The sequence below is a fragment of the Streptomyces sp. MRC013 genome (assembly GCF_023614235.1).
GTDB lineage: Bacteria > Actinomycetota > Actinomycetes > Streptomycetales > Streptomycetaceae > Streptomyces.
In genome coordinates this window covers 5,102,391-5,124,459 of the sequence record NZ_CP094264.1, presented here as the reverse complement: position 1 = coordinate 5,124,459, position 22,069 = coordinate 5,102,391, and the positions used below count along the sequence as shown (strand labels likewise).

General features: G+C 75.8%; 21 protein-coding genes and 1 pseudogene. 17 read left to right on the top strand and 5 right to left on the bottom strand.

Annotation, left to right across the window (positions count from 1 at the left end; genetic code table 11):
* Window positions 1-4 precede the first annotated feature (4 nt).
* The 12 genes and pseudogenes from cbiQ to LUW75_RS23245 all read left to right on the top strand — a co-directional run bounded on the left by cbiQ (window position 5) and on the right by LUW75_RS23245 (window position 12,198).
* Complete coding sequence (gene cbiQ, locus LUW75_RS23300; protein ID WP_250337361.1) at window positions 5-751, top strand: cobalt ECF transporter T component CbiQ; 747 nt, start codon at window positions 5-7, stop codon at window positions 749-751.
* A complete protein-coding gene (locus LUW75_RS23295; RefSeq protein WP_250337360.1) occupies window positions 751-1,599 on the top strand; it encodes an energy-coupling factor ABC transporter ATP-binding protein in 849 nt (282 codons plus the stop codon). Before cbiQ ends, LUW75_RS23295 begins: the two co-directional genes overlap by 1 nt.
* Before the next feature lie 218 nt (window positions 1,600-1,817).
* Window positions 1,818-3,845 (top strand): oxidoreductase, encoded by a 2,028-nt coding sequence (locus LUW75_RS23290; RefSeq protein WP_250337359.1) that lies wholly within the window; start codon window positions 1,818-1,820, stop codon window positions 3,843-3,845.
* Window positions 3,846-4,292: 447 nt separating this feature from the next.
* The gene (locus tag LUW75_RS23285) at window positions 4,293-5,312 is read left to right on the top strand and encodes a LuxR C-terminal-related transcriptional regulator (RefSeq protein WP_250337358.1); all 1,020 of its coding nucleotides are present in this window, start codon (window positions 4,293-4,295) and stop codon (window positions 5,310-5,312) included.
* 315 nt (window positions 5,313-5,627) lie between these two features.
* On the top strand, window positions 5,628-5,801 hold the full coding sequence (locus LUW75_RS23280; protein ID WP_250337357.1) for a hypothetical protein: 174 nt from the start codon (window positions 5,628-5,630) through the stop codon (window positions 5,799-5,801).
* 105 nt (window positions 5,802-5,906) lie between these two features.
* Window positions 5,907-6,698 carry a TSUP family transporter gene (locus tag LUW75_RS23275; protein WP_250337356.1) on the top strand — a complete coding sequence of 264 codons (792 nt, stop codon included), beginning with the start codon at window positions 5,907-5,909 and terminating at the stop codon, window positions 6,696-6,698.
* 169 nt (window positions 6,699-6,867) lie between these two features.
* Window positions 6,868-7,623, top strand: a complete 756-nt coding sequence (locus tag LUW75_RS23270; protein ID WP_250337355.1) for a TauD/TfdA family dioxygenase — start codon at window positions 6,868-6,870, stop codon at window positions 7,621-7,623.
* Between the two features lie 90 nt (window positions 7,624-7,713).
* Entirely contained in the window at window positions 7,714-8,505 is a 792-nt protein-coding gene (locus LUW75_RS23265; protein ID WP_250337777.1) for a sulfite exporter TauE/SafE family protein, read from the top strand.
* A 53-nt stretch (window positions 8,506-8,558) separates the two neighbouring features.
* A complete protein-coding gene (locus LUW75_RS23260) occupies window positions 8,559-9,509 on the top strand; it encodes a threonine ammonia-lyase (RefSeq protein WP_250337354.1) in 951 nt (316 codons plus the stop codon).
* 45 nt (window positions 9,510-9,554) lie between these two features.
* Window positions 9,555-9,953 carry a RidA family protein gene (locus tag LUW75_RS23255; RefSeq protein ID WP_250337353.1) on the top strand — a complete coding sequence of 133 codons (399 nt, stop codon included), beginning with the start codon at window positions 9,555-9,557 and terminating at the stop codon, window positions 9,951-9,953.
* A 144-nt stretch (window positions 9,954-10,097) separates the two neighbouring features.
* Complete coding sequence (locus LUW75_RS23250) at window positions 10,098-10,646, top strand: PadR family transcriptional regulator (protein ID WP_250337352.1); 549 nt, start codon at window positions 10,098-10,100, stop codon at window positions 10,644-10,646.
* Window positions 10,647-10,786: 140 nt separating this feature from the next.
* Window positions 10,787-12,198, top strand: a pseudogene (locus LUW75_RS23245) (FAD-dependent oxidoreductase).
* Between the two features lie 22 nt (window positions 12,199-12,220).
* Here the strand turns inward: LUW75_RS23245 and LUW75_RS23240 are convergent.
* Window positions 12,221-13,411 carry a zinc-dependent alcohol dehydrogenase gene (locus LUW75_RS23240; protein WP_250337351.1) on the bottom strand — a complete coding sequence of 397 codons (1,191 nt, stop codon included), beginning with the start codon at window positions 13,409-13,411 and terminating at the stop codon, window positions 12,221-12,223.
* A gap of 274 nt (window positions 13,412-13,685) precedes the next feature.
* Window positions 13,686-14,372 carry a uracil-DNA glycosylase gene (locus tag LUW75_RS23235; protein WP_250337350.1) on the bottom strand — a complete coding sequence of 229 codons (687 nt, stop codon included), beginning with the start codon at window positions 14,370-14,372 and terminating at the stop codon, window positions 13,686-13,688.
* Window positions 14,373-14,561: 189 nt separating this feature from the next.
* Here LUW75_RS23235 and LUW75_RS23230 point away from each other — a divergent pair, with 189 nt between their 5' ends.
* Both LUW75_RS23230 and LUW75_RS23225 read left to right on the top strand, forming a co-directional pair.
* Window positions 14,562-15,041 carry an NUDIX hydrolase gene (locus LUW75_RS23230; protein WP_250337349.1) on the top strand — a complete coding sequence of 160 codons (480 nt, stop codon included), beginning with the start codon at window positions 14,562-14,564 and terminating at the stop codon, window positions 15,039-15,041.
* A 55-nt stretch (window positions 15,042-15,096) separates the two neighbouring features.
* Window positions 15,097-15,336, top strand: a complete 240-nt coding sequence (locus LUW75_RS23225; RefSeq protein WP_250337348.1) for a hypothetical protein — start codon at window positions 15,097-15,099, stop codon at window positions 15,334-15,336.
* Window positions 15,337-15,400: 64 nt separating this feature from the next.
* On the opposite strand, the gene LUW75_RS23220 is transcribed toward LUW75_RS23225, so the two are convergent.
* The 3 genes from LUW75_RS23220 to LUW75_RS23210 form a co-directional block, all read right to left on the bottom strand.
* Window positions 15,401-17,044 (bottom strand): carboxylesterase/lipase family protein, encoded by a 1,644-nt coding sequence (locus tag LUW75_RS23220; RefSeq protein WP_250337347.1) that lies wholly within the window; start codon window positions 17,042-17,044, stop codon window positions 15,401-15,403.
* A 150-nt stretch (window positions 17,045-17,194) separates the two neighbouring features.
* On the bottom strand, window positions 17,195-17,605 hold the full coding sequence (locus tag LUW75_RS23215; RefSeq protein ID WP_250337346.1) for a cold-shock protein: 411 nt from the start codon (window positions 17,603-17,605) through the stop codon (window positions 17,195-17,197).
* Window positions 17,606-17,706: 101 nt separating this feature from the next.
* The gene (locus LUW75_RS23210) at window positions 17,707-19,704 is read right to left on the bottom strand and encodes an NAD-binding protein (protein WP_250337776.1); all 1,998 of its coding nucleotides are present in this window, start codon (window positions 19,702-19,704) and stop codon (window positions 17,707-17,709) included.
* Window positions 19,705-20,351: 647 nt separating this feature from the next.
* Here LUW75_RS23210 and LUW75_RS23205 point away from each other — a divergent pair.
* Genes LUW75_RS23205 through LUW75_RS23195 form a run of 3 tightly spaced genes read left to right on the top strand, consistent with a single transcriptional unit; the run spans window position 20,352 to window position 22,020 of the window.
* Complete coding sequence (locus LUW75_RS23205; protein WP_250337345.1) at window positions 20,352-20,999, top strand: nucleotidyltransferase family protein; 648 nt, start codon at window positions 20,352-20,354, stop codon at window positions 20,997-20,999.
* Window positions 20,996-21,250, top strand: coding sequence for a hypothetical protein (locus LUW75_RS23200; protein ID WP_250337344.1), 255 nt, complete (start codon window positions 20,996-20,998; stop codon window positions 21,248-21,250). Before LUW75_RS23205 ends, LUW75_RS23200 begins: the two co-directional genes overlap by 4 nt.
* Window positions 21,247-22,020: a metallophosphoesterase family protein gene (locus LUW75_RS23195; protein WP_250337343.1), complete on the top strand. Its 774-nt coding sequence runs from the start codon at window positions 21,247-21,249 to the stop codon at window positions 22,018-22,020. Before LUW75_RS23200 ends, LUW75_RS23195 begins: the two co-directional genes overlap by 4 nt.
* Window positions 22,021-22,069: the final 49 nt, after the last annotated feature.

The window sequence follows — 22,069 nt, the reverse complement described above, 5'->3', positions numbered from 1 at the left end:
CCGGGTGCTGCCCATCGACGCGGCGGCGCACGGCAGTCGCTGGCGCCGCCGCCATCCGGCCGAGAAGGCCGCGCTCGGTTTCGGACTGACCCTGTGCGCGGTGTCCCTGCCGCCGTGGCCGGGCGCCGTCCTGGTGACGGCGGCGGCGGTGGCGGTGCTGCTGGGCCCGGCCGGGGTGGCGCCGCGCCGGCTGTGGCGGGCCTGGCGGCTGCCGCTCGGGTTCTGCGTGACGGGGGCCGTGCCGCTGCTGCTGCAGGTCGGTGGTCCGGACGGGCTGGTGGCCCTGGCTCCGGGAGGCCCGGCGCACGCCGGCCGGCTGCTGCTGCGCACGTCGGCGGCGTCGCTGGGGCTGCTGGTGTTCGCGTTCACCACGCCCGTGTCGGACGTGCTGCCCCGGCTCGTACGGGCCGGGGTGCCGGCGCCGGTGGTGGACGTCGCACTGGTGATGTACCGGATCGGCTTCCTGCTGCTGGACGCGGTGGCGCGGATCCGGCAGGCGCAGGCGGCGCGGCTCGGGACGATGAGCCGCGCCGCGGCGTGGCGGTCGGCCGCGGGTCTGGGCGCGACGGCGTTCGTACGGGCCTTCGACCGCGCGGCGCGGCTGCAGGCGGGGCTGGCGGGGCGCGGTTACGACGGCACGCTGCGGGTGCTGGTGCCCGACGCGCGGGTGGACCGCCGCTTCCTCGCCGCGACGGCGGCGCTGCTGGCGGCGCTGGTCGCCCTCACCCTCGTACTGGAAAGGTCGCTGTGATGCCGGGACCCGCCGTGGTGGAGCTGGTCGGCGCGGGATTCGCCTACGAGGACGGGCCCGCCGTGCTGTCGGGGGTCGACTTCGCCGTGCCGGAGGGGCGCTCGCTGGCCGTGCTGGGCCGCAACGGCGGCGGCAAGACGACGCTGCTGCGCCTCCTCAGCGGCGGGCTGCGGTGCGGGAGCGGGCGGCTGCGGGTCGCCGGCGAGGACGTGGCGTACGACCGGAAGGGCCTGACGCGGCTGCGCACGACGGTGCAGCTGGTGGTGCAGGACCCCGACGACCAGCTGTTCGCGGCGTCGGTGGGGCAGGACGTGTCGTTCGGGCCGATGAACCTGGGGCTGCCCGAGGACGAGGTGCGCGCCCGGGTGCGGGCGGCGCTGGAGGCGCTGGACATCGCGGCGCTGGAGGACCGGCCGACGCACCTGCTGTCGTACGGGCAGCGGAAGCGGGCGGCCATCGCGGGCGCCGTGGCGATGCGGCCGAGGGTGCTGATCCTGGACGAGCCGACGGCGGGGCTCGACCCGCACGGGCAGGAGCGGTTGCTGGCGGTCCTTGACGGGCTGCGGACGTCGGGGACGACGGTGGTGATGGCCACGCACGACGTGGACCTGGCGCTGCGGTGGGCGGACGACGCGGCGGTGCTCACACCGGGCGGGCTGCGCACGGGCCCGGTGGAGGAGCTGCTGGCGGACGTGGAGCTGCTGGACGCGGCGCGGCTGCGGCGGCCGTGGGCGACGGCGGTGGCGCGGTTCCTGCGGGCGCGGGGGCTGCTCGGCGAGGGCGAGCCGGTGCCGCGCACCCCGGAGGAGCTGGAGGCGTGGGGGGCCGGGCGGATGGCACGGGGCTGACGGCGGCGGAGGCCGCGGGCCCCGTCCGCCGGGGGCCGCCGGGCGGGGGAGCCGGTGCCGCGCGCCCCGGAGGGGGCGGAGACGCGGCCGGTGCGGTGGGGGTGGTGCCGGACGGGGCGTGCCGCAGGTCACGCCCTCCCCCTTATGCAACTTGTTGCACAAGCGGGGCGCGGTCGTCTACAACAGGGGCGACCGCACCGCGCGAGGAGGCGCCCCCCATGACCCCGAGCCCGTCCCCCTACCCGCATCTGCTGAGCCCGCTCGACCTGGGTTTCACCACCCTGCCCAACCGGGTGCTGATGGGCTCCATGCACGTCGGCCTGGAGGAGGCGGAGAACGGCTTCGAGCGGATGGCCGCCTTCTACGCGGCCCGCGCCCGGGGCGGGGCGGCCCTCATCGTGACCGGCGGCATCGCCCCGAACGAGGCGGGGCGGCCGTACGAGGGCGGCGCCAAGCTCACCACCGAGGAGGAGGCCGGACGGCACCGGGTGGTGACGGACGCGGTGCACGCCGCGGGCGGGCGGATCGCGATGCAGATCCTCCACTTCGGCCGCTACGCCTACCACCCGCGGCTCGTCGCGCCGAGCGCGCTCCAGGCGCCGATCAGCCCGTTCGTCCCGCACGCCCTGACCGACGGCGAGGTCGAGCGGACGATCGAGGACTACGTGCGGGCGGCGGAGCTCGCGAAGTCCGCCGGGTACGACGGCGTCGAGGTCATGGGCTCCGAGGGGTACCTGATCAACGAGTTCACCGCCGCCGCGACCAACCGGCGCGACGACCGCTGGGGCGGCTCCTACGAGAACCGGACGCGCTTCCCGCTGGAGATCGTCCGCCGCGTCCGGGAGCGGGTCGGCGGGGACTTCATCCTGATCTACCGCCTCTCCATGCTGGACCTGGTGCCCGGGGGGTCCTCCCTGGAGGAGGTCGTCGCGCTGGCGAAGGGGATCGAGGCGGCCGGCGCGACGATCATCAACACCGGCATCGGCTGGCACGAGGCCCGGATCCCGACCATCGCCACCCCGGTGCCCCGCGCCGCCTACACCTGGGTGACCAAGCGGCTGATGGGCGCCGTGTCCGTGCCGCTGGTCACCGGCAACCGCGTCAACACCCCCGAGGTCGCCGAGGAGGTCCTGGCGGATGGCCGCGCCGACATGGTGTCGCTGGCCCGGCCGTTCCTCGCCGACCCCGACTTCGTCGCGAAGGCCCGCGCGGGCCGGCCGGAGACCGTCAACACCTGCATCGGCTGCAACCAGGCGTGCCTGGACCACACCTTCAGCGGCAGGGTCACCTCCTGCCTGGTCAACCCGCGCGCCTGCCACGAGACGGAGCTGGTCCTCTCCCCCACCCGGCTGCGCAGGCGGATCGCCGTGGTCGGCGCCGGCCCGGCCGGCCTGGCCTGCGCGGTGACGGCGGCCGAACGCGGCCACCAGGTCACCCTCTACGACGCCGCCGGGGAGGTCGGCGGCCAGCTGAACGCGGCGAGGCGGGTGCCGGGCAAGGAGGAGTTCGGCGAGACGCTCCGCTACTTCCGCACCCGGCTGGAACTGGACGGTGTGGACGTGCGGCTCGGCACGTACGTCTCGGCCGGCATGCTGGGCGGCTACGACGAGGTGGTCGTCGCGACCGGCGTCACCCCGCGCACCCCGGCCGTCGAAGGCGTCGACCACCCCAGCGTCGTCGGCTACCTAGACGTGCTGTGCGGCGGCGCACCCGTCGGCGAGCGGGTCGCGATCCTGGGCGCGGGCGGCATCGGATTCGACGTCGCCGCATACCTCACCGACGACGGCGAGGGCGCGAGCCTCGACCCGGAGGCGTACTTCCGCCGGTGGGGCGTCGACACGTCGTACGGTGGGCGGGGCGGGCTGCGCGCCCCGGAGCGGCCGCGCCCGCCGCGGCGGGTGACGCTGCTTCAGCGCAAGACCACCAAGGTGGGCGCCGGCCTGGGCCGGACGACGGGGTGGATCCACCGCACGGAGCTGAAGCACCGGGGCGTGGCGATGGTCGCCGGGGCGACGTACGAGCGCATCGACGACGCGGGCCTGCACATCACCGTCGACGGCGAGACCCGCACCCTCCCGGTCGACACGGTGGTGCTGTGCACCGGCCAGGAGCCGCGCCGCGACCTGTACGACGAACTGGCGGCGGCGGGCGTCCCGGCCCATCTGATCGGCGGCGCCGACGCGGCGGTGGAACTGGACGCAAAGCGCGCGATCGACCAGGGCACGCGCCTGGCGGCGCGGCTGTAGGCCCGTCCGCGCGGGCCGGGGGGCGCCGCGCCCCCGGCCCCGCCCCCGTCATCCGGCCCTGCGGGCGGAGACGGCTCCCGGCCGCCGGGCGCTCCCGGAGCGGGGCCGTCCGGCGGGCGGCCGGGCCCGCCGGGCGCTCCCCGGGCTTCGCGCCGCGGTCGCCGGGCCGTTCACCGGGCCGGGCCCCGCCGACCGGGCGGTCCGCCCCACCGCGCCACCGGAGCGGCCGGGTCCGCGCCGCCACCGCGCCGCCCGGCGCGCCGTTCCACGCACCGCCACCGCCCCGGTGCTCCGCCCCGACCGGACCGGCCGCGGGTCCGCCACCGCCGCCGGGCCCCCGGCCCCCGCAGGCACCCGGCGACGCGGCGCGATCGCGCGCACGAGATCGGGGTGATCAGGCCATGGGATCATTTTCTTGACTGTCTTATCGCGTCAAGGGGGCAAACCATGCTGGACATCCACGAACCACCTCGAAGGGGCGAGGAGTATCTCGCGGACCTGGACCAGCAGTTGTACGAGTACGTGGTCGGCGGGGGTACATGCGAGGTCTCGGACCTGGCGGCCGGCCTCGGCGTCACCTCCGAGGCCGCCGAGGACTCGGTCCGCCGGTTGCTGGCACTGCGCCTGCTGCGGACGGAGCCCGGCGCGGAGGGCCGGGTATCGGCCGTGAGCCCGCAGTCCGCAGCGGTCCTCGCCGCCCTGCCGGTCGAGAACCGGCTGCGGCAGCAGATGGAGGAGGTGCAGCGACTGCGGCACCAGATAGAGAGCCTGCTGCCCTTCTACGAGCGTGGCCGGGGCAGCGAACCGGGGACCGACTCGCTGCAGGCGCTGCCCGAACTCGGCGACGTGCTGGCCGTGCTGGCGCACCAGGCGGCCACCTGCCAGGAGGAGGTGCTGACGGCCCAGCCCGGCGGCAGGCGCAACGTGGACGAGCTGGCGGAGGCCGTCGAACGCGACGAGGGGATCCTCCGCAGGAAGGTCCGGATGCGTACGCTGTACCAGCACCCCGCGCGGTTCCACCAGGCGACCGCGGCGTACGCCGAGCGGCTCGCGCAGTTGGGCGGGGAGGTGCGCACCACGAGCGCCAATCTGATGCGGCTGATCGTCTTCGACCGGAAGACCGCCCTGATCTCGCACGTCGACCACCCCCGTGGCGCCATGGTGGTCAGGGACCGCAGCGTCGTGGACTTCGTCGTCCAGGCCTTCGAGCACATCTGGCTCAAGGCGGACCCGTTCCCGGTCGACCACGACCGGGAACGGGTCCAGAGCGTGTCCGAGGACACGGACCAGACCCTGCTGCGCCTGCTGGTGAGCGGGGAGAGCGACCAGGCGGTCGCCCGCCGCCTGGGCGTGTCGATGCGGACCGTGCAGCGGCGGCTCGGGAAGATCAGCGACGAACTGGGAGCCACCAGCCGGCTCCAGGCCGGCTACCTCATCCACCGGAGGGGCCTTCTGCCGGAGCACTGAGGAGGCGAGGCCCGGGGCGAGGACGCCGGGGCGGGGCCGGGGACTCCGAGGCGGGGATGCGGGGTAGGGGGCTCCGGAGCGGGGCGCGGTGCCGGGGCGGGGCCCGGAGGACTCCGCGCCGCCGCGCGCGGCGAGCCGGTCGACGACTGACCGCAATCGCCGGGGTGGCGATGATTTGACCACTCGTCGTATTACGCCAGTCGAAAACATGCATCGGGAAACCTCTTGTTCCGCCCCATCCTGCGGCAAGAATCGAGAACGAAAGCTCTCGGCTGGCACCCGGGTGATACTCGTCTCATTCTGAAGGATTCACTGATGTTCGCACAACACCGCCCCGCTCGTTACCTCGCGTTCGCCGTTCTCGTCGCCGCGCAGCACGCGAACGAGTCGGCCGGCGCCGCCGCGTCCCCGGCACGGGAACGCGCTCTGGAGGACACCGGCTGGGGCTTCGCGCGCGTGGACACCGGTTGGGGAGTAACGGTTCCCTGAGTGATCGCCGGCATTCACCGCGGACGCCGGCAACCGCCTTTTCCGGGTTTCGCCACCTGGCCGCCCGCTCAGGGGCGGTCCTATCCCCGAGGGATCACGTAACTCATGGACTGGCAAGTCGTTCTCGCCCTCCTCGCCGTCGCCGCGATGGCCGGCTGGATAGACGCGGTGGTGGGCGGCGGCGGACTGCTGCAGCTTCCCGCGCTGCTGCTCGCCGGGGGCTCGCTGCCGGTGGCCTCGGTGCTGGGCACCAACAAGCTCGCCGCCACGCTGGGCACCCTCGCCGCGGCCGTCACCTACCGGCGCAAGCACCCGATCTCCGTGAAGGTGGCCGTCATCGGGGGCGGCGCGGCCGTCGCGGGCTCGGCGGGCGGGGCGATCGTCGCCACCGCGGTCTCGTCCGACTTCCTCCGCCCGGTCATCCTCGTCCTGCTGGTGGCGGTGGCCGTCTTCGTGCTGCTGCGCCCGCAGTTCGGCGTGACCGGTACCGCCGGCGAGGGACCGGACGCCGCGCGCCAGGCGCCGCGGCGCCGCGGGGTCGCCCTCGTGGTCCTGCTGGCCGGCGGGGGGATCGGGTTCTACGACGGCCTGGTCGGGCCCGGCACGGGCACCTTCCTCATCATGGCCTTCACCACCGTGCTGTCCCTGGAGTTCATCAGGGCGCTCTCCACGGTGAAGACCATCAACGTGGGCACCAACCTCGGCGCCCTGCTGGTGTTCGCGAGCCAGGGGCACGTGCTGTGGCTGCTGGGCCTCGGGATGTCCCTGTTCAACGTGGCCGGCGCGATCGTCGGCGCGCGGATGACCATGTCGCGGGGCAGCGGCTTCGTCCGCGTCGTGCTGCTGAGCGTGGTCGCCGTGATGGTGCTGCGCCTGGGATACGCCGAGTTCGCCTGACCCGCGATTCCCCTTACGCCCTTTTTGGGCAGATCCGCACGGACTGTTTCTGTGGTGACAAACGGACAGTCCGACGGTCGACGGCCCGAAACCTGGATTTGTGTTCCATCAACGACAACGATGGACACCGAGCGGAACAACTCCATTCCGCAAAACGGAGGAAGTAGTAATGGCCAAGTCGCCTGACAGTGTCCTTTCCTGCTTTGACGTCAACGACGACCTGCTGCCCGACAGCGTCCTGAAGTACGCATTCCGCCAACTCCTCGGGAACAACGGCTACGTCAAGATCGTCAACGTCCCGGACAGCTTCGACCACGTGGCGTTCCTGAAGGAACTGGGGGATTTCCAGCCCACCCCCACGGGCACCGTGATCGGGGACCTGAAGCCGGAACCCGACATGGACGACACCTACCACGCGCAGAACCGCCGTCCGCTCGTGCCGCACACCGAGGGCTACGAGTTCCGGGGCACCCCGCCGCGTTACATGGCCCTGTGGTGCGTCAAGCCGGCGTCGGGGCTCGGCGGCGAGACGACCATGCTCGACGGCGACCGCATCCTCCGCGAGTTCACCGAGGAGGAGCTGCGGCACTTCCACGACACCACCTACGCGTGGAAGTCGACGGCGGGCCTCGCCCGCCGCGGCGTCCACCACCACGCCGAGCACCCGGTGCTGGAGGAGGTCGACGGCGAACGCGTCTTCCGCTTCTCCTACAACAACCTGGTCGTGCCCGAGGGCGACGAGCTGGCGGCGCGGCTGCTGGAACGCGGCAAGGAGATCTACGACGAGAGCCACGTCGCCGTGGAGTACGAGGAGCGCGACATGATCGTCTGGGACAACTGGCGCATGCTGCACTCCCGCAACGCGTTCGACGACCCGGACCGGCACCTCAAGCGGGTCCAGATCGCCGCTCCGATCAGCGCGTAACCCCCGACCCGCGCCCTGCCGGCGCAGACGCGAACGCCGCCGGCAGGGCGCGGGCCCGTGCACCCGCCCCGGAGGACGAGGACCGTGCACATGTTCCTGGACCTGACGGGCGAGTCGGTGGCGCTGCTCACGCTGGTCGCGCTGCTCGCCGGAGTGATCGACGCGATCGTGGGCGGCGGCGGCCTCGTCCAGCTCCCCTTCCTGCTCGCCGTGCTCCCGGGGTTCGGCACCGCCACCCCGCTGGGCGTCAACAAGGCCGTGTCCGCCCTGGGCAACCTCTCCTCGGCGGCCGTGTACTGGCGGCGCAACCCCGGCACCCGCGTCGACGTCCGGCTGCTGGCCTGGTCCGGCACGGTGGCCGTGGCCGGCGCGGTGGCCGGCGCCCTGGTCGCCGCGAGCCTGTCCGTCCAGACCCTCCGGCCGGTCGTCATCGCGGTCCTGGTCGCCGTCCTGTGGCTGGTCGTCTCGGGCAGGCTCGCCCGGACGGCCCAGGCGGGTCCGGCACCCGCCCCCGGACGCCGGACCCGCCTGCCGCTCACCGCCGCCTCCGGGGCGATCGGCCTGTACGACGGCGTCGTCGGCCCCGCGACGGGGAGTTTCCTGCTCCTGGCCCACCAACGCGTCCTGCGCCGCTCCCTGGTCGACTCCCTCGGCACGGCGAAGGCCATCCAGTGCTGCATGAACCTCGGCGGCGCGGCCGTCCTGCTCTCCGCCGGACCCACCAGCTGGCCGCTGATCGCCCTGCTCGGCCTGGCGAACACCGCCGGCTCCGCCCTCGGCGCCCGCCTGACGCTGCGCCACGGGGACGCCCTCGTCCGGACCGTGCTCGTCCTGGCGGTCCTGGCCACGGTCGGTAAGCTCGCCCACGACCAGTGGTCCTGACCGGGCCCCGCCCGGATCCCGACTCCCGCCGACCGCCCCTGGAGGGCCCCGCCATGACGCTCGTCTCCCCGGCCGATCTGGACCGTGCCTGCGCCGACGTCGCGGGCCGCGTCGTCCGCACCCCGCTGCTGCCGGTGCCCGGCACGGGGCACCCCCTCTGGCTCAAACCGGAGAACCTCCAGACCACCGGAGCCTTCAAGATCCGCGGCGCCTACCACCGGATCGCCTCGATGACGGACGCCGAGCGCGCACGGGGCGTCGTCACCCACTCCAGCGGCAACCACGCCCAGGCGGTGTCCTGGTCCGCCCGGGCCTTCGGCACCTCCGCCGTGGTCGTCATGCCGGACACCGCGGCCCGGGTGAAGATCGACGCCACCCGCGCGCTGGGCGCGGAGGTGCTGACCACGGCGCCGGAGCTGTACCGCGACAAGGCCCACGAGCTGGCCGCCGAGCACGGCTACACCCTGGTCCCGCCTTTCGACGACCCGCACGTCATCGCCGGCCAGGGGACCGTCGGCCGGGAGATCCTCGAGGACCTCCCGGGCGACCTCACCGTCCTGGTCCCGGTCGGCGGCGGCGGACTCGTCTCCGGCGTCGCGGCGGCGGTGAAGCAGGGCCGCCCCGGCAGTCGGGTCATCGGCGTGGAACCCGCGCTCGCCGGTGACGCCGCCGAGAGCGTGCGGACCGGGCGGATCAGCCACTGGACCGCGGCCCGGACCGGACGCACCGTCGCCGACGGCCTGCGCACCCCCGCGCTCGGCCGGCTGAACTGGGAGCACATCCGCGCGTACGTGGACGACATCATCACGGTCACCGAGGAGGAGATCCTCGAGTCGGCGCGCTTCCTCGCCACCCGCGCCCACCTGGTGGCCGAGGCCTCCGGAGCCGTCACCACCGCGGGCCACCTGTTCCACGGCGACCTCCTCCCCGCGGAACTGCCGCGCGTCGCCGTGGTCAGCGGCGGCAACGCCGACCCCGACTGGCTGGCGACGCTCTGGAACTGAGCCGTCCGGCCTCACCCCCCCGAACAGGAACACGGAAACCCCGCCATGCCCATACAGCCCGTCACCGGCCCCGGGATCCAGGCCCTCGGGCCCTACTCCCCGGCCGTGCGCGCCGGCGACCTCGTCTTCGTCTCGGCCCAGACCGGAGTGGACCCCCGGACCGGCGGCGTCCCCGAGGGGCCCTTCGAGGCGGAGTGCCGCCAGGCCTTCGCCAACCTCGCCCGGGTCCTCGACGCGGCGGGCAGCCGCCTGGACCTGGTGGTCAAGGTCACCGTCCTCTACGGCGACCCGGCCGACCTCGCCGTGCTCAACTCCGTTTTCGCGGAGGTCTTCCCGACGGCCCCGCCCGCGCGCACCGCCGCGGTCGTCACCCTCGCCGGCGGCCGCCGCGTCAGCGTCGACGCCATCGCGCACGCGGCCGGCCGGGGCGCGGACGCCCCGTAGCGGCGTCCCGGCCCGGCGGCGGGCCGCTCGACGCCGGGCGCGGCCGGTCCGCTCCCGCGCCGAGCGGCCCGGCCGGGCGTTCGGCGCCGGGCGCGGGACGCCGGGGGCCGACCGGGTCCGCGAGGGCCCGCATACGATGCGGGCATGTCACTCCCGCACGCGATCCTCACCGCCCTGCTGGAGAAGCCGTCCTCGGGTCTCGAGCTGACCCGGCGCTTCGACCGGTCGATCGGCTACTTCTGGTCGGCCACCCACCAGCAGATCTACCGCGAGTTGGGAAAGCTGGAACAGGCCGGGCTGATCCGGGCCCTGCCCGCCCCGGCGCCCCCGGCACGCGGGCAGCGGAGGGAGTACGAGGTGCTGCCCGCCGGCCGGGCGGAGCTGGCCGACTGGACGCGGCGTACCGAGGATCCGAAGCCGATCCGCAGCGCGCTGCTGCTGCGGCTGCGCGCCGCCGCCGTGGTCGGCGCGGAGGGCGTGGCGGACGAACTGCGCCGCCACCTGGAGCTGCACCGGGTGCAGCTGGACGAGTACCTGGAGATGGAACGGCGGCAGTTCCCTCCGGAGCGGGACGCGGAGGCGGACCGGCTGCGGCACCTGGTCCTGCGGGGCGGGATCGAACTGGAGCGGTTCTGGGTGGCGTGGCTGACGGAGGCGCTGGAGGGCCTGGACGCCCTCGACCGCCGGCGGTAACCCCCTCCGCGCGGCGCGCCGCGGTCCGGGTCCGCCGCACCGGGCACCTCCGGTCCGGCCCTTCCGGCCCGGCACGGTGGTCCACGGCGAGCCGGCGTGGATACTGCCGGGGATGAGGATGCCGACGTGAGGGGGCTGACATGACCGACGAGTCGGGCGGCTGCGCGGGACCGGCGGGCGGGGCGCGCCACGCGGTGGTGATCGGCGGCAGCATCGCGGGACTCCTCGCGGCGCGGGTGCTGGCCGACCACGCCGAGCGGGTGACCGTGGTGGAGCGGGACCGGTACCCCGCGGGGACGGAGCCCCGCGCGGGCGTGCCGCAGGGGCGGCACCTGCACGCGCTGCTGGAGGGCGGCCAGCACGCCATGGAGAGCCTGCTGCCGGGCGTGGTGGAGGAGTTGCTGGCCGGCGGCGCGCCGCGCCTGGGGATGCCCGAGGACGTGGTGCAGTGGGAGGCCGGGAGCTGGCACCGGCGTACCGACGCCGCCGTCCACATCATCACCGCGTCCCGGCCGATGGTCGAGCAGGTGGTGCGGCGCCGGGTCCTGGCCGACCCGCGGATCACGGCCGTGCAGGGCACGGAGGCGGTGGGCCTGTCCGGGGACGCGGCGCGGGTGCGGGGTGTGCTGGTCCGCGGGCGCGGCGCCGGGCCCGGCGCCGAACCGCGCCCGATCGCCGCCGACCTGGTGGTGGACGCCTCGGGCCGGGGAACGCGGGCGTCGCGGTGGCTGGCCGCGCTGGGCGCGGAACCGCCGCACGAGGAGACCATCGACACGGGCCTCGCCTACGCGACCCGGGTCTACCGGAACGACCGGCACGGCGACGACACCGACGCGGGCGGCTACTTCGTGATCCCGCACCCGGGACAGCCGTACAGCGGAGTGGCTCTGCCCATGGAGGACGGCCGGTTCCTCGTCACGCTGTCCGGTCTGCGCGGTCAGGAACCCCCGGCGACGGGGCGGCGTTCGAGGAGTACGCGGCGCGGCTGCCGCATCCGGTGCTGCGCGACTGGATGGCCAAGGCCGAGCCGGTCTCGCCGGTGTACGGCTTCCGCGCCACCGCGAACGTCCGGCGCCGCTACGACCGGCCGGGCCGCCGTCCGGCGGGCTTCCTCGCCACCGGTGACGCCCTGTGCACCGTCAACCCCATCTACGGGCAGGGCATGTCGACCGCCGCGATGACCGCGGTCGCCCTGCGCGACGCCCTCGCGGACCGGCGGCGCACGCCGACGACGCTGCGCGTGCAGCGGGCGCTGCTGCGGGCCTCGCGGCAGGCGTGGGACATCTCGGCGGGTGCCGACAAGAGGATGCCGGGCGCGGTCGGGAACGCGGCTCGCGCCACGCTCCCGGACCGGCCCGTCGGCTGGTACCTGGACCGGGTGCAGCGGCGGGCCGGCGATCCCGAGGTCGGCGCGGTGTTCCGTCCGGTGCTGTCCCTGACCAGGCCGCTGACCGCGCTGTTCGCGCCGCGTACGGTGCGGATCGTGCTGTTCCGGCCGGAACCGGGGGGGCCCGCGCTGCCGCAGCTGTGGCGGGACGCCGCCGGGTGCTGACGGGACGTCTGCGGCGCCCCGCTCAGGGCCTCATGACGACCTTGCCGACGCCGTCCTCCTTGCGCTGGAACATCCGGTACGCGTGCGGCGCGTCGGAGAGCGGCAGGTGGTGGGTGGCGAAGGTGTCCACGCCGAGGGGGTCGTCGTCGGTGAGGAGGGGCAGGATGTCGTCGACCCAGCGGCGGACGTTGGCCTGCCCCATGCGCAGCTGGACCTGCTTGTCGAAGAGGGTGAGCATGGGCATCGGGTCGGCGGCCCCGCCGTAGACGCCGCTGAGGGAGACGGTGCCGCCGCGCCGTACGAGGTCGATGGCGAGGTACAGCGCGGCGAGCCGGTCGGTGCCGGCCTTCTCGTGGAGCCGGGCCGCCCACGGGCGCGGGAGGAGCCCGGCGACCTGCTGCTGCGCCTTGGCGATCGGGCTGCCGTGGGCCTCGGTGCCGACGGCGTCGACGACGGCGTCCGGGCCGCGCCCGCCGGTGGCCTCCCGGACGGCGGCCACCAGTTCGTCCTGCCCCTTGTGCGCGGTGAGGTCGAAGACCTCCACGCCGCGCGCGCGGGCGCGGTCGAGGCGCTCCGGCACGAGGTCGACGCCGATGACCCGCTCCACGCCCTGGTGGAGGGCGACGCGGCAGCACATCTCCCCGATCGGGCCGAGGCCGAGGACGGCGAGGGACCCGCCGCGCGGCACGTCGGCGTACCGGACGGCCTGCCAGGCGGTCGGCAGCACGTCGGAGAGGTACAGGAACCGGTCGTCCGGCGGGCCCTCGGGGACTTTGATCGGCCCGTACTGCGCCTGCGGGACCCGCAGGTACTCGGCCTGGCCGCCGGGCACGGAGCCGTAGAGCCGGGAGTAGCCGAACAGGGCGGCGCCCGAGCCCTCCTCGGAGACCTGGGTCGTCTCGCACTGGGTGGGCAGGCCGCGGACGCACATCCAGCAGTGGCCGCAGGCGATCTGGAAGGGGATCACGACGCGGTCGCCGGGGCGGAGGTCCGGCACCTCGGGGCCGACCTCCTCGACGATGCCCATGGGTTCGTGGCCCAGGACGTCACCGGGGGTCATGAAGGGCCCGAACACCTCGTAGAGGTGGAGGTCGGACCCGCACAACCCGGTGGAGGTGACGCGCACGACCGCGTCCGTGGGCTGCTCGATGCGCGGGTCCGGGACGTCCTCCACGCGGACGTCGCGCTTTCCGTGCCAGGTGACGGCCCTCATGGCGGCCCTCTCCTTCCCTCGGTGCATGGCGGTGGCCGGGTACCCGGGGGCCGACCCGGCGAATCCGTTTCGGCCGGATTTCATCACCGGAGGGGGTTGTGCCGGATTCCTTCCCTCCGGCCGCGCCGGGCGGGAGGAAGGTCCCGGCGCGGCTCGCGCGGCCGCGCCGGGCGGGCGCCGGGGCGGGGCCGCGCCCCCGCGCCGTACCCGCACCGCCTCCGCCCCGGCCCCCGGGCGCCGCGGCCGGCCCCGGCGCGCCGCCCGGGGGCCGGGGTCACGGTACGGCCGTGGTGAGCCCGGCGGCGCGGGCGGCGGCGTCCAGCACGTCCGTCAGCATGTCCGGGGTCAGCAGGCCGGTGAAGGTGTTGCGCTGGCTCACGTGGTAGCAGCCGAACAGCTCCAGGTCCGGCCCGCCGCCGGTCGCGGGGAGCCGCACCCGGGCGCCGTGGGCGAACCGGGGCCTCGGGCGCGGCACCTCCCAGCCCGCCGCGGCGAGCGCCGGGAGGGCCGCCTGCCAGCCGAAGGCCCCCAGGGCGACCAGGGCGCGGACGGTGGGCCGCAGCAGGTCCAGCTCCCGGACCAGCCAGGGGCGGCAGGCGTCGCGCTCCCCGGGGGTGGGCCGGTTGCCGGGCGGCGCGCAGTGGACGGGGGCGGTGACCCGCACCCCGGCCAGGCGCAGTCCGTCGTCGCGGGAGGCCGCCTCGGCCCTGCTGGCCAGACCGAGGCGGTGCAGCGCGGCGTACAGCACGTCGCCGGAGCGGTCGCCGGTGAACATGCGGCCCGTGCGGTTGCCGCCGTGCGCCGCGGGGGCGAGGCCGACGACGAGCAGCGCCGCGTCGTCCGGGCCGAAGCCGGGGACGGGGCGGGCCCAGTACTCCCACCCGGTGTACGCACGGCGTCCCTCGCGGCCGACCCGCTCGCGCCACTCGACCAGGCGCGGGCAGGCGCGGCAGCGGACCACGGCCGCGTCGAGGCGGCCGAGCGACGGTGCCCGCGGGGCCGTGCGCGCCGGGAAACCGGGGTCGTCCGGGCCTCCCGGGTGGCGGGGGTGCGGGGGCCGCCGGGAGGGGCGGGGCTGTCGGGGTGGTCCTGTCCCATACCGGCCGACGGTAGCGCGGCGCGGCCGGGGCGGGCGGGCAGACTGGGGTGCATGGCGGTGAGGCGCAGCGCGGGGCTGCTGGTGTTCCGTACGTCCGGCGGCCGGCTGGAGGTTCTCGTCGCGCACATGGGCGGCCCCTACTGGGCGGCACGGGACGCGGGGGCGTGGACGGTGCCGAAGGGCGAGTACGCGCAAGGCGAGACGGCGCTGGCGGCGGCCCGCCGCGAGTTCACCGAGGAGCTGGGGCTGCCCGTGCCGGACGGCGAGCCCGTGCCGCTCGGGGAGGCGCGGCAGGCGGGCGGCAAGGTGGTCACGGTGTGGGCCGTGGAGGGCGACCTGGATCCGGAGCTGGTGGTGCCCGGGACGTTCACCATGGAGTGGCCCCGCGGATCGGGCGTGGTGCGGACGTTCCCGGAGGTGGACCGGGTCGAGTGGTGCGCGCCGCGGGAGGCCGTCGAACGGCTGGTGGCCGGCCAGCGGGTGTTCGTGGAGCGGCTGGTGGAGCACGTACGGGGACGGGGCTCGGGCTGAGTGTCAGTACTCTGCGCCAGAGTGGGGGCACCGACCCGTCGACAGGGAGCGAGAGATGACCACCACCCCCACGGCACCCGAGCGCGCGGCGGCACAGGCCTACCTCCGTCTGGTGGAGACCGCGCGGGCGGTCCTGGCCGACCCGGGTCTCGCGCCCCTGGCGGGGATGTACCTGGCGTCGCCCATGGCGGAGGCCGACGAGGCGCTGCGCCGGGCGGGCCTGTCGGGGAACGAGGCGCGGCTGCTCCGGCTGGCGGCCGGCCTGCGCGAGGGCGCGGTGCCCGGGGTGCCGTAGGGGCCGCCCGGTCCGGGGCCGGACGGGCCCGGGCGGTGGTCGGCGGCCCGCGCGGGGCGGCCGGTCAGGGCAGGCCGGACCAGAAGTCCAGCCGGTGCTCGCGGCGGTAGTCGACCGGGCCGATCCGGTCGGGCGCCAGCGACTGGGTGTACGCCGGTCGGTCGCCCGGCCGGTACGGACGCCACCTGGGCAGCCCCGGCGCGTTGGGATCGCCGGACCGGGCGAACGCCGCCCAGTACGCGGTCATCGTCGCCGACAGCCGCCGCTGCGCCGGGGTGAACAGCGGCTCCGCCTTGTCGTCCTCGAAGAGGTAGGGCAGGTCGCCCGCGTGGTACGCGCCGAAGTCGAACCGGCCCGGCAGCGGCAGGAACATCGGGGTGTCGCGGTCGGCGAACTCGTAGGCGTACACCGGGACGCGGCGGCCGAGCAGGCGGTGCTGGGCCTCGGTGCCGCGCGCCCACATGCGGTCGGTGACCACCGTCGACCAGGCGAGGGCGGGCGAGGGGAAGGCGCCCGCCGGGTACTCGGCCAGGACGCGGCGGGCGTCCCGGCCGAACGCGGTGCGCAGCGCCCGGTGGTAGTCCGCCTCGGTGAACGGCCTGCCCACCGCGTCGTAGAGCATCCCGACGAAGGTGCGGTGCTCGTCGCGTGTCGCACCGGACAGCACGGGCACCCGGTGGAACCGGCCGGCGCGCAGCGCGTCGGGCGGCAGGTCCGGCAGGACGGGGTTGCCGTACCCGAAGGCCTGGAAGGCGTTCATGATGTGCGGCACCCCGAGGATGCGCTTCACCGGCAGGGCCCTCAGGCACCGCAGGGTGCGGCCCGGATCCCGCCCGCCGCAGCCGAGCGGGGCGGTCATCTCGGCGGTGATCCCCTCCATCTCGCGGTCGGTGCGCCAGACGTACCACGGGTACCCCGGCACGCCCGGGCCCATGGTCCCGGCCGGCATGTCCATCACCCCCTCGCCGCTCGCCATCACGGCCCGGTCGAACAGGCCCCGGGACCCCGGCGCCGTGAGGTGCCCGGCGATGGCGGCGGCGCCGAACGAGACGCCCGCCACCGTCACGTTCGCCGGGTCGCCGCCGAAGGCCGCGGCGTTGCGCCGGACCCACGCCAGCGCCGCCTGCTGGTCCTGCAGGCCGAACGTCCCCGCGCCGTCCAGGCCGGGCAGCGCCAGTCCGCCGAAGACGCCCAGGCGGTAGTTGACGGTCACCACGGCCAGGCCGCGGGCGGCGAGGCGGCGCCCGTCGAAGAACGCGCCGCCGCCCACCGCCCCGTCGCCGTGGATCCACACGAGTACGGGCGCCGGCCGGCGGGCGCCCCGGGGCGGCGTGGTCACGTTGAGGACGAGGCAGTCCTCCTCCTCGCTGGAGATCGGCGCGTACGAGGACGGCACCTGCGGGCACAGCGGCCCCGGTCCCGTGGCGTCCCGCACCCCCGGCCACCGGCCGGCCGGCCGCGGCGGGGCCCAGCGGTACGCGCCCGTCGGCGGTGCCGCGTAGGGGATCCCGTAGAAGACCGTGTGGCCCCCGGAGCGGACGCCCCGCACCCACCCCGTCTCGGTGCGCACCGTCTCGCCCCCGGCCGCACCGCCGCCGGAGCCGGGCGCCGGCGACACCGACGCCGCCGTGGCCGCCGCCGCCAGCGCGGCGACCGCCGCCACCACCCGCCACCGGGCCCGGCCGGCGCCCTTCCGTGTACCGCGCATCGCCTCGTCCTTCCGCCTGCCCGCGCGCGGCGTCCCGCGCCCGCGTCTCCGGCGGCATGTGTTCCACGGATCCCGGCGCCCGCAACCCCCGCAGGCCGCGGGGGCGCGTCCGGGTCGCGGACCGGTGGCGGGCCGGTCCGCGGGAGCCGCCTACCCCTCGACCCAGCCGTGGTCGCGGGCGAACTCCAGGACACGGGCGCGGACCCGTTTGAGCTGGGCGGCCGTCAGGGTGCCGTCCGCCTCGATGAGGGCCTCGGTCAGCCCGGTCCGGAACTCGGCGGCGGTGAGGACGTCCAGGGTGTCGTCGTCGGGGTCGTCCGGGTCGCCGGGGGCGGGCGCGCGGCGGGCGGCGGGGCGGTCCACGAGGCGGATCTCCGACGCCTTGGGCCCCTTGTCGCCCATCTCCAGGTAGAACTCCACCTCGCGTCCCGCCTGGTAGAGGTACTTGTCGTCCACCAGGTCGTTCGCGTGCATGAAGACGTCCTCGCCGCCCTCGCGCGGCACGATGAAGCCGTAGCCCCGCACCTCGTCGAACCGCAGGATCTTCCCCAGCATCAGCACAGCCGTTCCTCCACACCTCTCCGTCTCCCGCCGGCCACCGCGGCCGGTACCGGGCCGGAACCGGGTCCCGGCCACCCTAGTGACCCGCCGCGCACCCGCCGTCAGGGGGTGGCCGCTCCGCCCCGGCCGAGCAGCTGGGCCAGGCCGCGGCGGGTCGCGGCGAGCACGACGCGGTCCTCGGGGCGCAGCACGTAGCCCGGGTGGAGGTCCCACACCAGCCCGGCCCGCTCCTCCTCGGGGCCGTGGTGCACGGCGGCCAGGTCGGCACGCCGTTCGCCGGGCGCGCTCGGGTCCAGGGCGATCACCCGCCAGGAGCCGGGCCGGAACGCCTCGGAGACGGTGCGCCCCTCCAGCTCCGGATGGCCGGCGACGACGACCGCGGCGAACAGCAGGACGCGCCGTTCCACGGGGACGGCGCCCAGGATCTGGCGCCCCATCATCGCCCCGGCGAAGGCGGGGGCGGCCAGGTGGGAGACGCTGCGGCTGCGGGTGAGCGCCTCGGGGTGGGCGGCGCGCAGGGTCCGGTACGCGGCGGTCGCGAAGTCGTCGTCGTACAGGCGCAGCACCACGCGCAGGTCCGGGCGGACGGAGCGGGCGTGCAGGACGGCTTCCAGGTTGGTGATGTCGAGGCTGGTCAGGGCGAGAAGGGAGCGCGCCCGCTGGATGCGCGCGGTCTCCAGGACGCCCTCCTCCGTGACGTCGCCGAGGACGACGGGCACGCGCAGGCGGCGCGCGGTGGCGACGCCCCGTGCTTCGGGGTCGGCCTCGACGCAGACGACGGGGATGCCGAGCTCCCGCAGCCGGGTCAGGACGCGGGTGCCGACCTTGCCGAGGCCGAGCAGGACGACGTGGCCGGACAGGGCGCGCGGCGGGCGGCGCAGGGCGGTGGCCGTGCGGAAGGTGCCCAGGGCCTCCAGGAGGCCGGCGACGAGGATCGGCAGCAGGAGCAGCCCGACCAGGCCGGCGAGCAGTTGGAGGACCTGGCGCTCGACGGACGCCTCCAGGGCGGGTTCGTTGATGGCGAAGATGTCCAGCAGGGTGAGGTACGCGGCGCGCAGCGGGTGGGCGTCCGCGGTGAGCCAGGACGCCACGGCGATGGCGGCGACGGCTCCGGCGAGCCCGACGAGGGACCAGCGGAGCCTGCGCGAGAACAGCGACGCGAACGGCACGCAGGGGGCGGCCAGCCGGGGTGCGGGGAGCGTGGGGCCGGCGTAGGTGACGGCCTCCAGGGCGACCGTGCCGCGTCCGGTGGCGGCGGCGACGGCGCGGTCGTCGGGGAGCAGCCGGGGGCCCTGGTCGCCGCTGCTGTCGGTGCCGTCGCTGCCGGCCGGGTCGGTGGCGGTGGACGACAGCAGGGCGAGGGTGCACAGGCCCGGGTCGGCGACCTCGCCGGGGCGGGGCGGGGTGCGTTCGACGGCCCGCAGCAGTAGTCCGCCCGCGTGGACGACCTTGCTGGTGCCGGCGACGGCGGTGGCGGCGAGCGCGGGCGCGGCGGTGTCGGCGTCGGACAGGACGGTGGTGGAGGCGTCCAGGACCTCCGGGTCCGTGCCGGGCGCGGCGACGGCGGCGGCCTGGTCGAGGAGTTGCTCCAGGTGCTGGCCGAGTTTGCGGTTGTACATGCGGATGACCAGGCGCAGCCGGGGGTTGAGGCGGCGGGCCAGCAGGGCGGTGCGGATGTTGGTCTCGTCGTCCCCGTGGACCAGGGCGAGCGCGGCGGCGCGCTCGACACCGGCCTCGACGAGCGCCGTCTCGTCCGTCTCCGTCACCTCGACGACGTGGACGGCCCTCCGCGGTCCCTGGCCGCCGAGCGTGTCGTACGGGTCGGTGCCGTACGGGGCGGTGCGCCCGCGCCCCGCCCCGCCGCCGGCGCGTCCGCCCTGCGTGGCGCGCCCGTCCCCGGCGGCGGGGCGGGTCATCGCGGCGGAGACGCGGCCGAACAGGGCGAGGGCGCCGCCGCCCAGGCCGGCGGTGGGGCGGTCGGGGTCCCGCGGGACGGCGGCGGGGCGGCCGGAGACGACGAGGGTCACCCGCTCCCGGTACACGTCGTTCAGCTCGTGCGCCAGACGGTCGGCCAGGGCGTCGTCGCCGCAGACGACCATGTGGCCCATCACGGGCGCCGCGGAGGGCTGTTGGGGAATCGGAAGCACGCCCCCAGCATGCCGCCGCCCCACCGGGCCGTGTCCACCGGGTCGGTGTCCCCGAGTGCCCGGAGCGGGAGGCGGACGGGCGAGCGGAGGCCGGTGGGCGGGATGTGGCGCGTGGGGGCGGACGCGTGCGCGCGTGGACGCCGGCAGGCGCGTGGGGGCCGGAGGGCGAGCCGGGGTCGGTGGATGCGAGCGCGTGCGCGCCTGGACGCCGGCAGGCGCGTGGGGGCCGGTGGGCGAGCCGGGGCCGGTGGGCGCGGACGCGCACAGGTGCGCGGAGGCCGGGCCGGGGCGCGCGGGACGTCCGGGTCGCACGGCGCGCTCCGGCCGGGTGGCCTCTTCGAAGCGGCTCCTCCCGCGGGGGCGGTCCCTCCCACCGGGCGGTCCGCCGGGACCGGGCCGCGCCCGCATCCGGTGCCCGGTCGCCGCCGGCGCCCGGTCTCCGGGTCGCACGCCGCCGTCCGGCCCTGCGCTCCTCCCGCCGCCGTCGCGTTCCGCGTGCGCCGCCCGCCCCCCGCCGCAGGTGATCGTCCGCGGGCGGGTAGAGCACCGGCCTTCGGGGTACCCGGTCGCCCTCACTCCGAAGAAGGGGGCAGGAGACCGTGAACAACCAGGTTGACGAGGCCGCCCGGCTCGCCGTGGCCCCGGTGCCCGGCGAGCCGGCGGACGGACCGCCGCTGCCGCCGGACCGCACGCAGGCCATCCTGGAGGCCACCAAGCAGGTGGCCGGCATCCTGAAGGCCGGCGGGCACCGGTTCGCCCTGGCCGGCAGCGTGGCCGCGTACGCCCACGGTGTGCCGGCCAGCCTCCAGCACGACACCGACTTCGCGGTACTGCGGGAGGACGCGGAGGCCGTCACGCGCGAACTGCAGAACGCGGGCATCCGGGTCCGTCAGCCTCCCGAGGACTGGCTGATCAAGGCCACCTGCCGGGGCGAGGAGATCGACCTCATCTTCGAGCTGGCCCGCCGGCCGGTCACCCTGGAACTGCTGGGGCGGGCGCAGATCCTGCCGGTCGACTCGGTGCACATGCCCGTCCTGGCGCCGACGGACCTCATGGGCAGCCAGCTGGCGGCGTTCTCCGAGCACCACTGCGACTTCGGCGCCGTGCTGCCGCTGGCGCGGGTGCTGCGGGAGAGGATCGACTGGGACCTGTTGCGGCGGGAGAACGAGGGCGCCCCGATGCCGGAGGCGTTCCTGTTCCTGCTGGAGCGCCTGAACGTGATCGAACCGAGGGAGGCGACCCCATGAGCGGCATCGACACGGCCGAGTACCGCATCGCGCACCTGCGGGACCGGCTGGCGGGCGAGGACGTGGCGGAACTGGGCGTGCGGATCGAGGAGCGCGGCGGGAGCGTGATGCTGTACGGGACGGTGTCCAGCGCCGCGTGCCGCAGCGAGGTCCTGCGCATCGCCCGCGAGGAGCTGTCGGGGCTGCCGCTGCACGAGGACCTGGTGGTGGCCTGCCCCGACGCCCCGACGCACTCCGAGGAGCTGTCGTGATCCGGGTGGCCGCCGTGGGTGACATCCACCTGTCCCCCGAGAGCGCCGGCGTGCTGCGGCCGGCGTTCGAGACGCTGGGCGACTGTGCCGACCTGCTGCTGCTCGCGGGGGACCTGACCCGGCACGGCACGGTCGAGGAGGCGCGCGTGGTGGCCCGCGAGGTGGCCGGGCTCCCGGTGCCGGTGGTGGCCGTGCTGGGCAACCACGACTACCAGAGCGACCTGCAGGACGAGGTGACGGCCGTGCTGGAGGAGGTCGGCGTCACCGTCCTGGAGGGCCGGGGCACGGTGGTGCGGATCGGCGGGACGCGGGTGGGCGTGGCCGGGACGAAGGGCTTCGGCGGCGGGTTCGCCGGACGCAGCGGGGGCGAGTTCGGCGAGCCGGAGATGAAGGAGTTCGTCCGGTACACCCGGCGGTGCGCGGAGGGGCTGGCCGCCTCGCTGCGGGAGCTGCGGGAGGAGGACTGCGCCGTGCGGATCGCGCTGACGCACTACTCCCCGGTGCCCGAGACGCTGGCCGGGGAGCCGCTGGAGATCTACCCCTTCCTCGGCAGCTACCTGCTGGCCGAGGCGGTGGACGAGGCGGGCGCCGACCTGGTCGTGCACGGCCATGCGCACATGGGCAGCGAGCACGGGATGACCGGCGGCGGGGTGCGGGTGCGCAACGTGGCGCAACCGGTGCTGGGGCGGGCCTTCGCAGTGTACCGCCTGCCGGTCCACGCGCGGCCCGCGCCGCCGGCCGGGGTGGCCGCGAGGGCGGAGGTCGGCTGAGGCGCTCCGGTTAGCCGCACTCTCGGGATGGGTAACGGGGTTATTGCGA

Excerpts from the sequence above, each read along its gene's own strand:
- LUW75_RS23295 (WP_250337360.1), top strand. The coding sequence starts at position 751 with ATGCCGGGACCCGCCGTGGTGGAGCTGGTCGGCGCGGGATTCGCCTAC.
- LUW75_RS23290 (WP_250337359.1), top strand. The coding sequence starts at position 1,818 with ATGACCCCGAGCCCGTCCCCCTACCCGCATCTGCTGAGCCCGCTCGAC.
- LUW75_RS23285 (WP_250337358.1), top strand. The coding sequence starts at position 4,293 with ATGCTGGACATCCACGAACCACCTCGAAGGGGCGAGGAGTATCTCGCG.
- LUW75_RS23280 (WP_250337357.1), top strand. The coding sequence starts at position 5,628 with ATGTTCGCACAACACCGCCCCGCTCGTTACCTCGCGTTCGCCGTTCTC.
- LUW75_RS23275 (WP_250337356.1), top strand. The coding sequence starts at position 5,907 with ATGGACTGGCAAGTCGTTCTCGCCCTCCTCGCCGTCGCCGCGATGGCC.
- LUW75_RS23270 (WP_250337355.1), top strand. The coding sequence starts at position 6,868 with ATGGCCAAGTCGCCTGACAGTGTCCTTTCCTGCTTTGACGTCAACGAC.
- LUW75_RS23265 (WP_250337777.1), top strand. The coding sequence starts at position 7,714 with ATGTTCCTGGACCTGACGGGCGAGTCGGTGGCGCTGCTCACGCTGGTC.
- LUW75_RS23260 (WP_250337354.1), top strand. The coding sequence starts at position 8,559 with ATGACGCTCGTCTCCCCGGCCGATCTGGACCGTGCCTGCGCCGACGTC.
- LUW75_RS23255 (WP_250337353.1), top strand. The coding sequence starts at position 9,555 with ATGCCCATACAGCCCGTCACCGGCCCCGGGATCCAGGCCCTCGGGCCC.
- LUW75_RS23250 (WP_250337352.1), top strand. The coding sequence starts at position 10,098 with ATGTCACTCCCGCACGCGATCCTCACCGCCCTGCTGGAGAAGCCGTCC.
- LUW75_RS23240 (WP_250337351.1), bottom strand. The coding sequence starts at position 13,411 with ATGAGGGCCGTCACCTGGCACGGAAAGCGCGACGTCCGCGTGGAGGAC.
- LUW75_RS23230 (WP_250337349.1), top strand. The coding sequence starts at position 14,562 with ATGGCGGTGAGGCGCAGCGCGGGGCTGCTGGTGTTCCGTACGTCCGGC.
- LUW75_RS23225 (WP_250337348.1), top strand. The coding sequence starts at position 15,097 with ATGACCACCACCCCCACGGCACCCGAGCGCGCGGCGGCACAGGCCTAC.
- LUW75_RS23220 (WP_250337347.1), bottom strand. The coding sequence starts at position 17,044 with ATGCGCGGTACACGGAAGGGCGCCGGCCGGGCCCGGTGGCGGGTGGTG.
- LUW75_RS23210 (WP_250337776.1), bottom strand. The coding sequence starts at position 19,704 with ATGGTCGTCTGCGGCGACGACGCCCTGGCCGACCGTCTGGCGCACGAG.
- LUW75_RS23200 (WP_250337344.1), top strand. The coding sequence starts at position 20,996 with ATGAGCGGCATCGACACGGCCGAGTACCGCATCGCGCACCTGCGGGAC.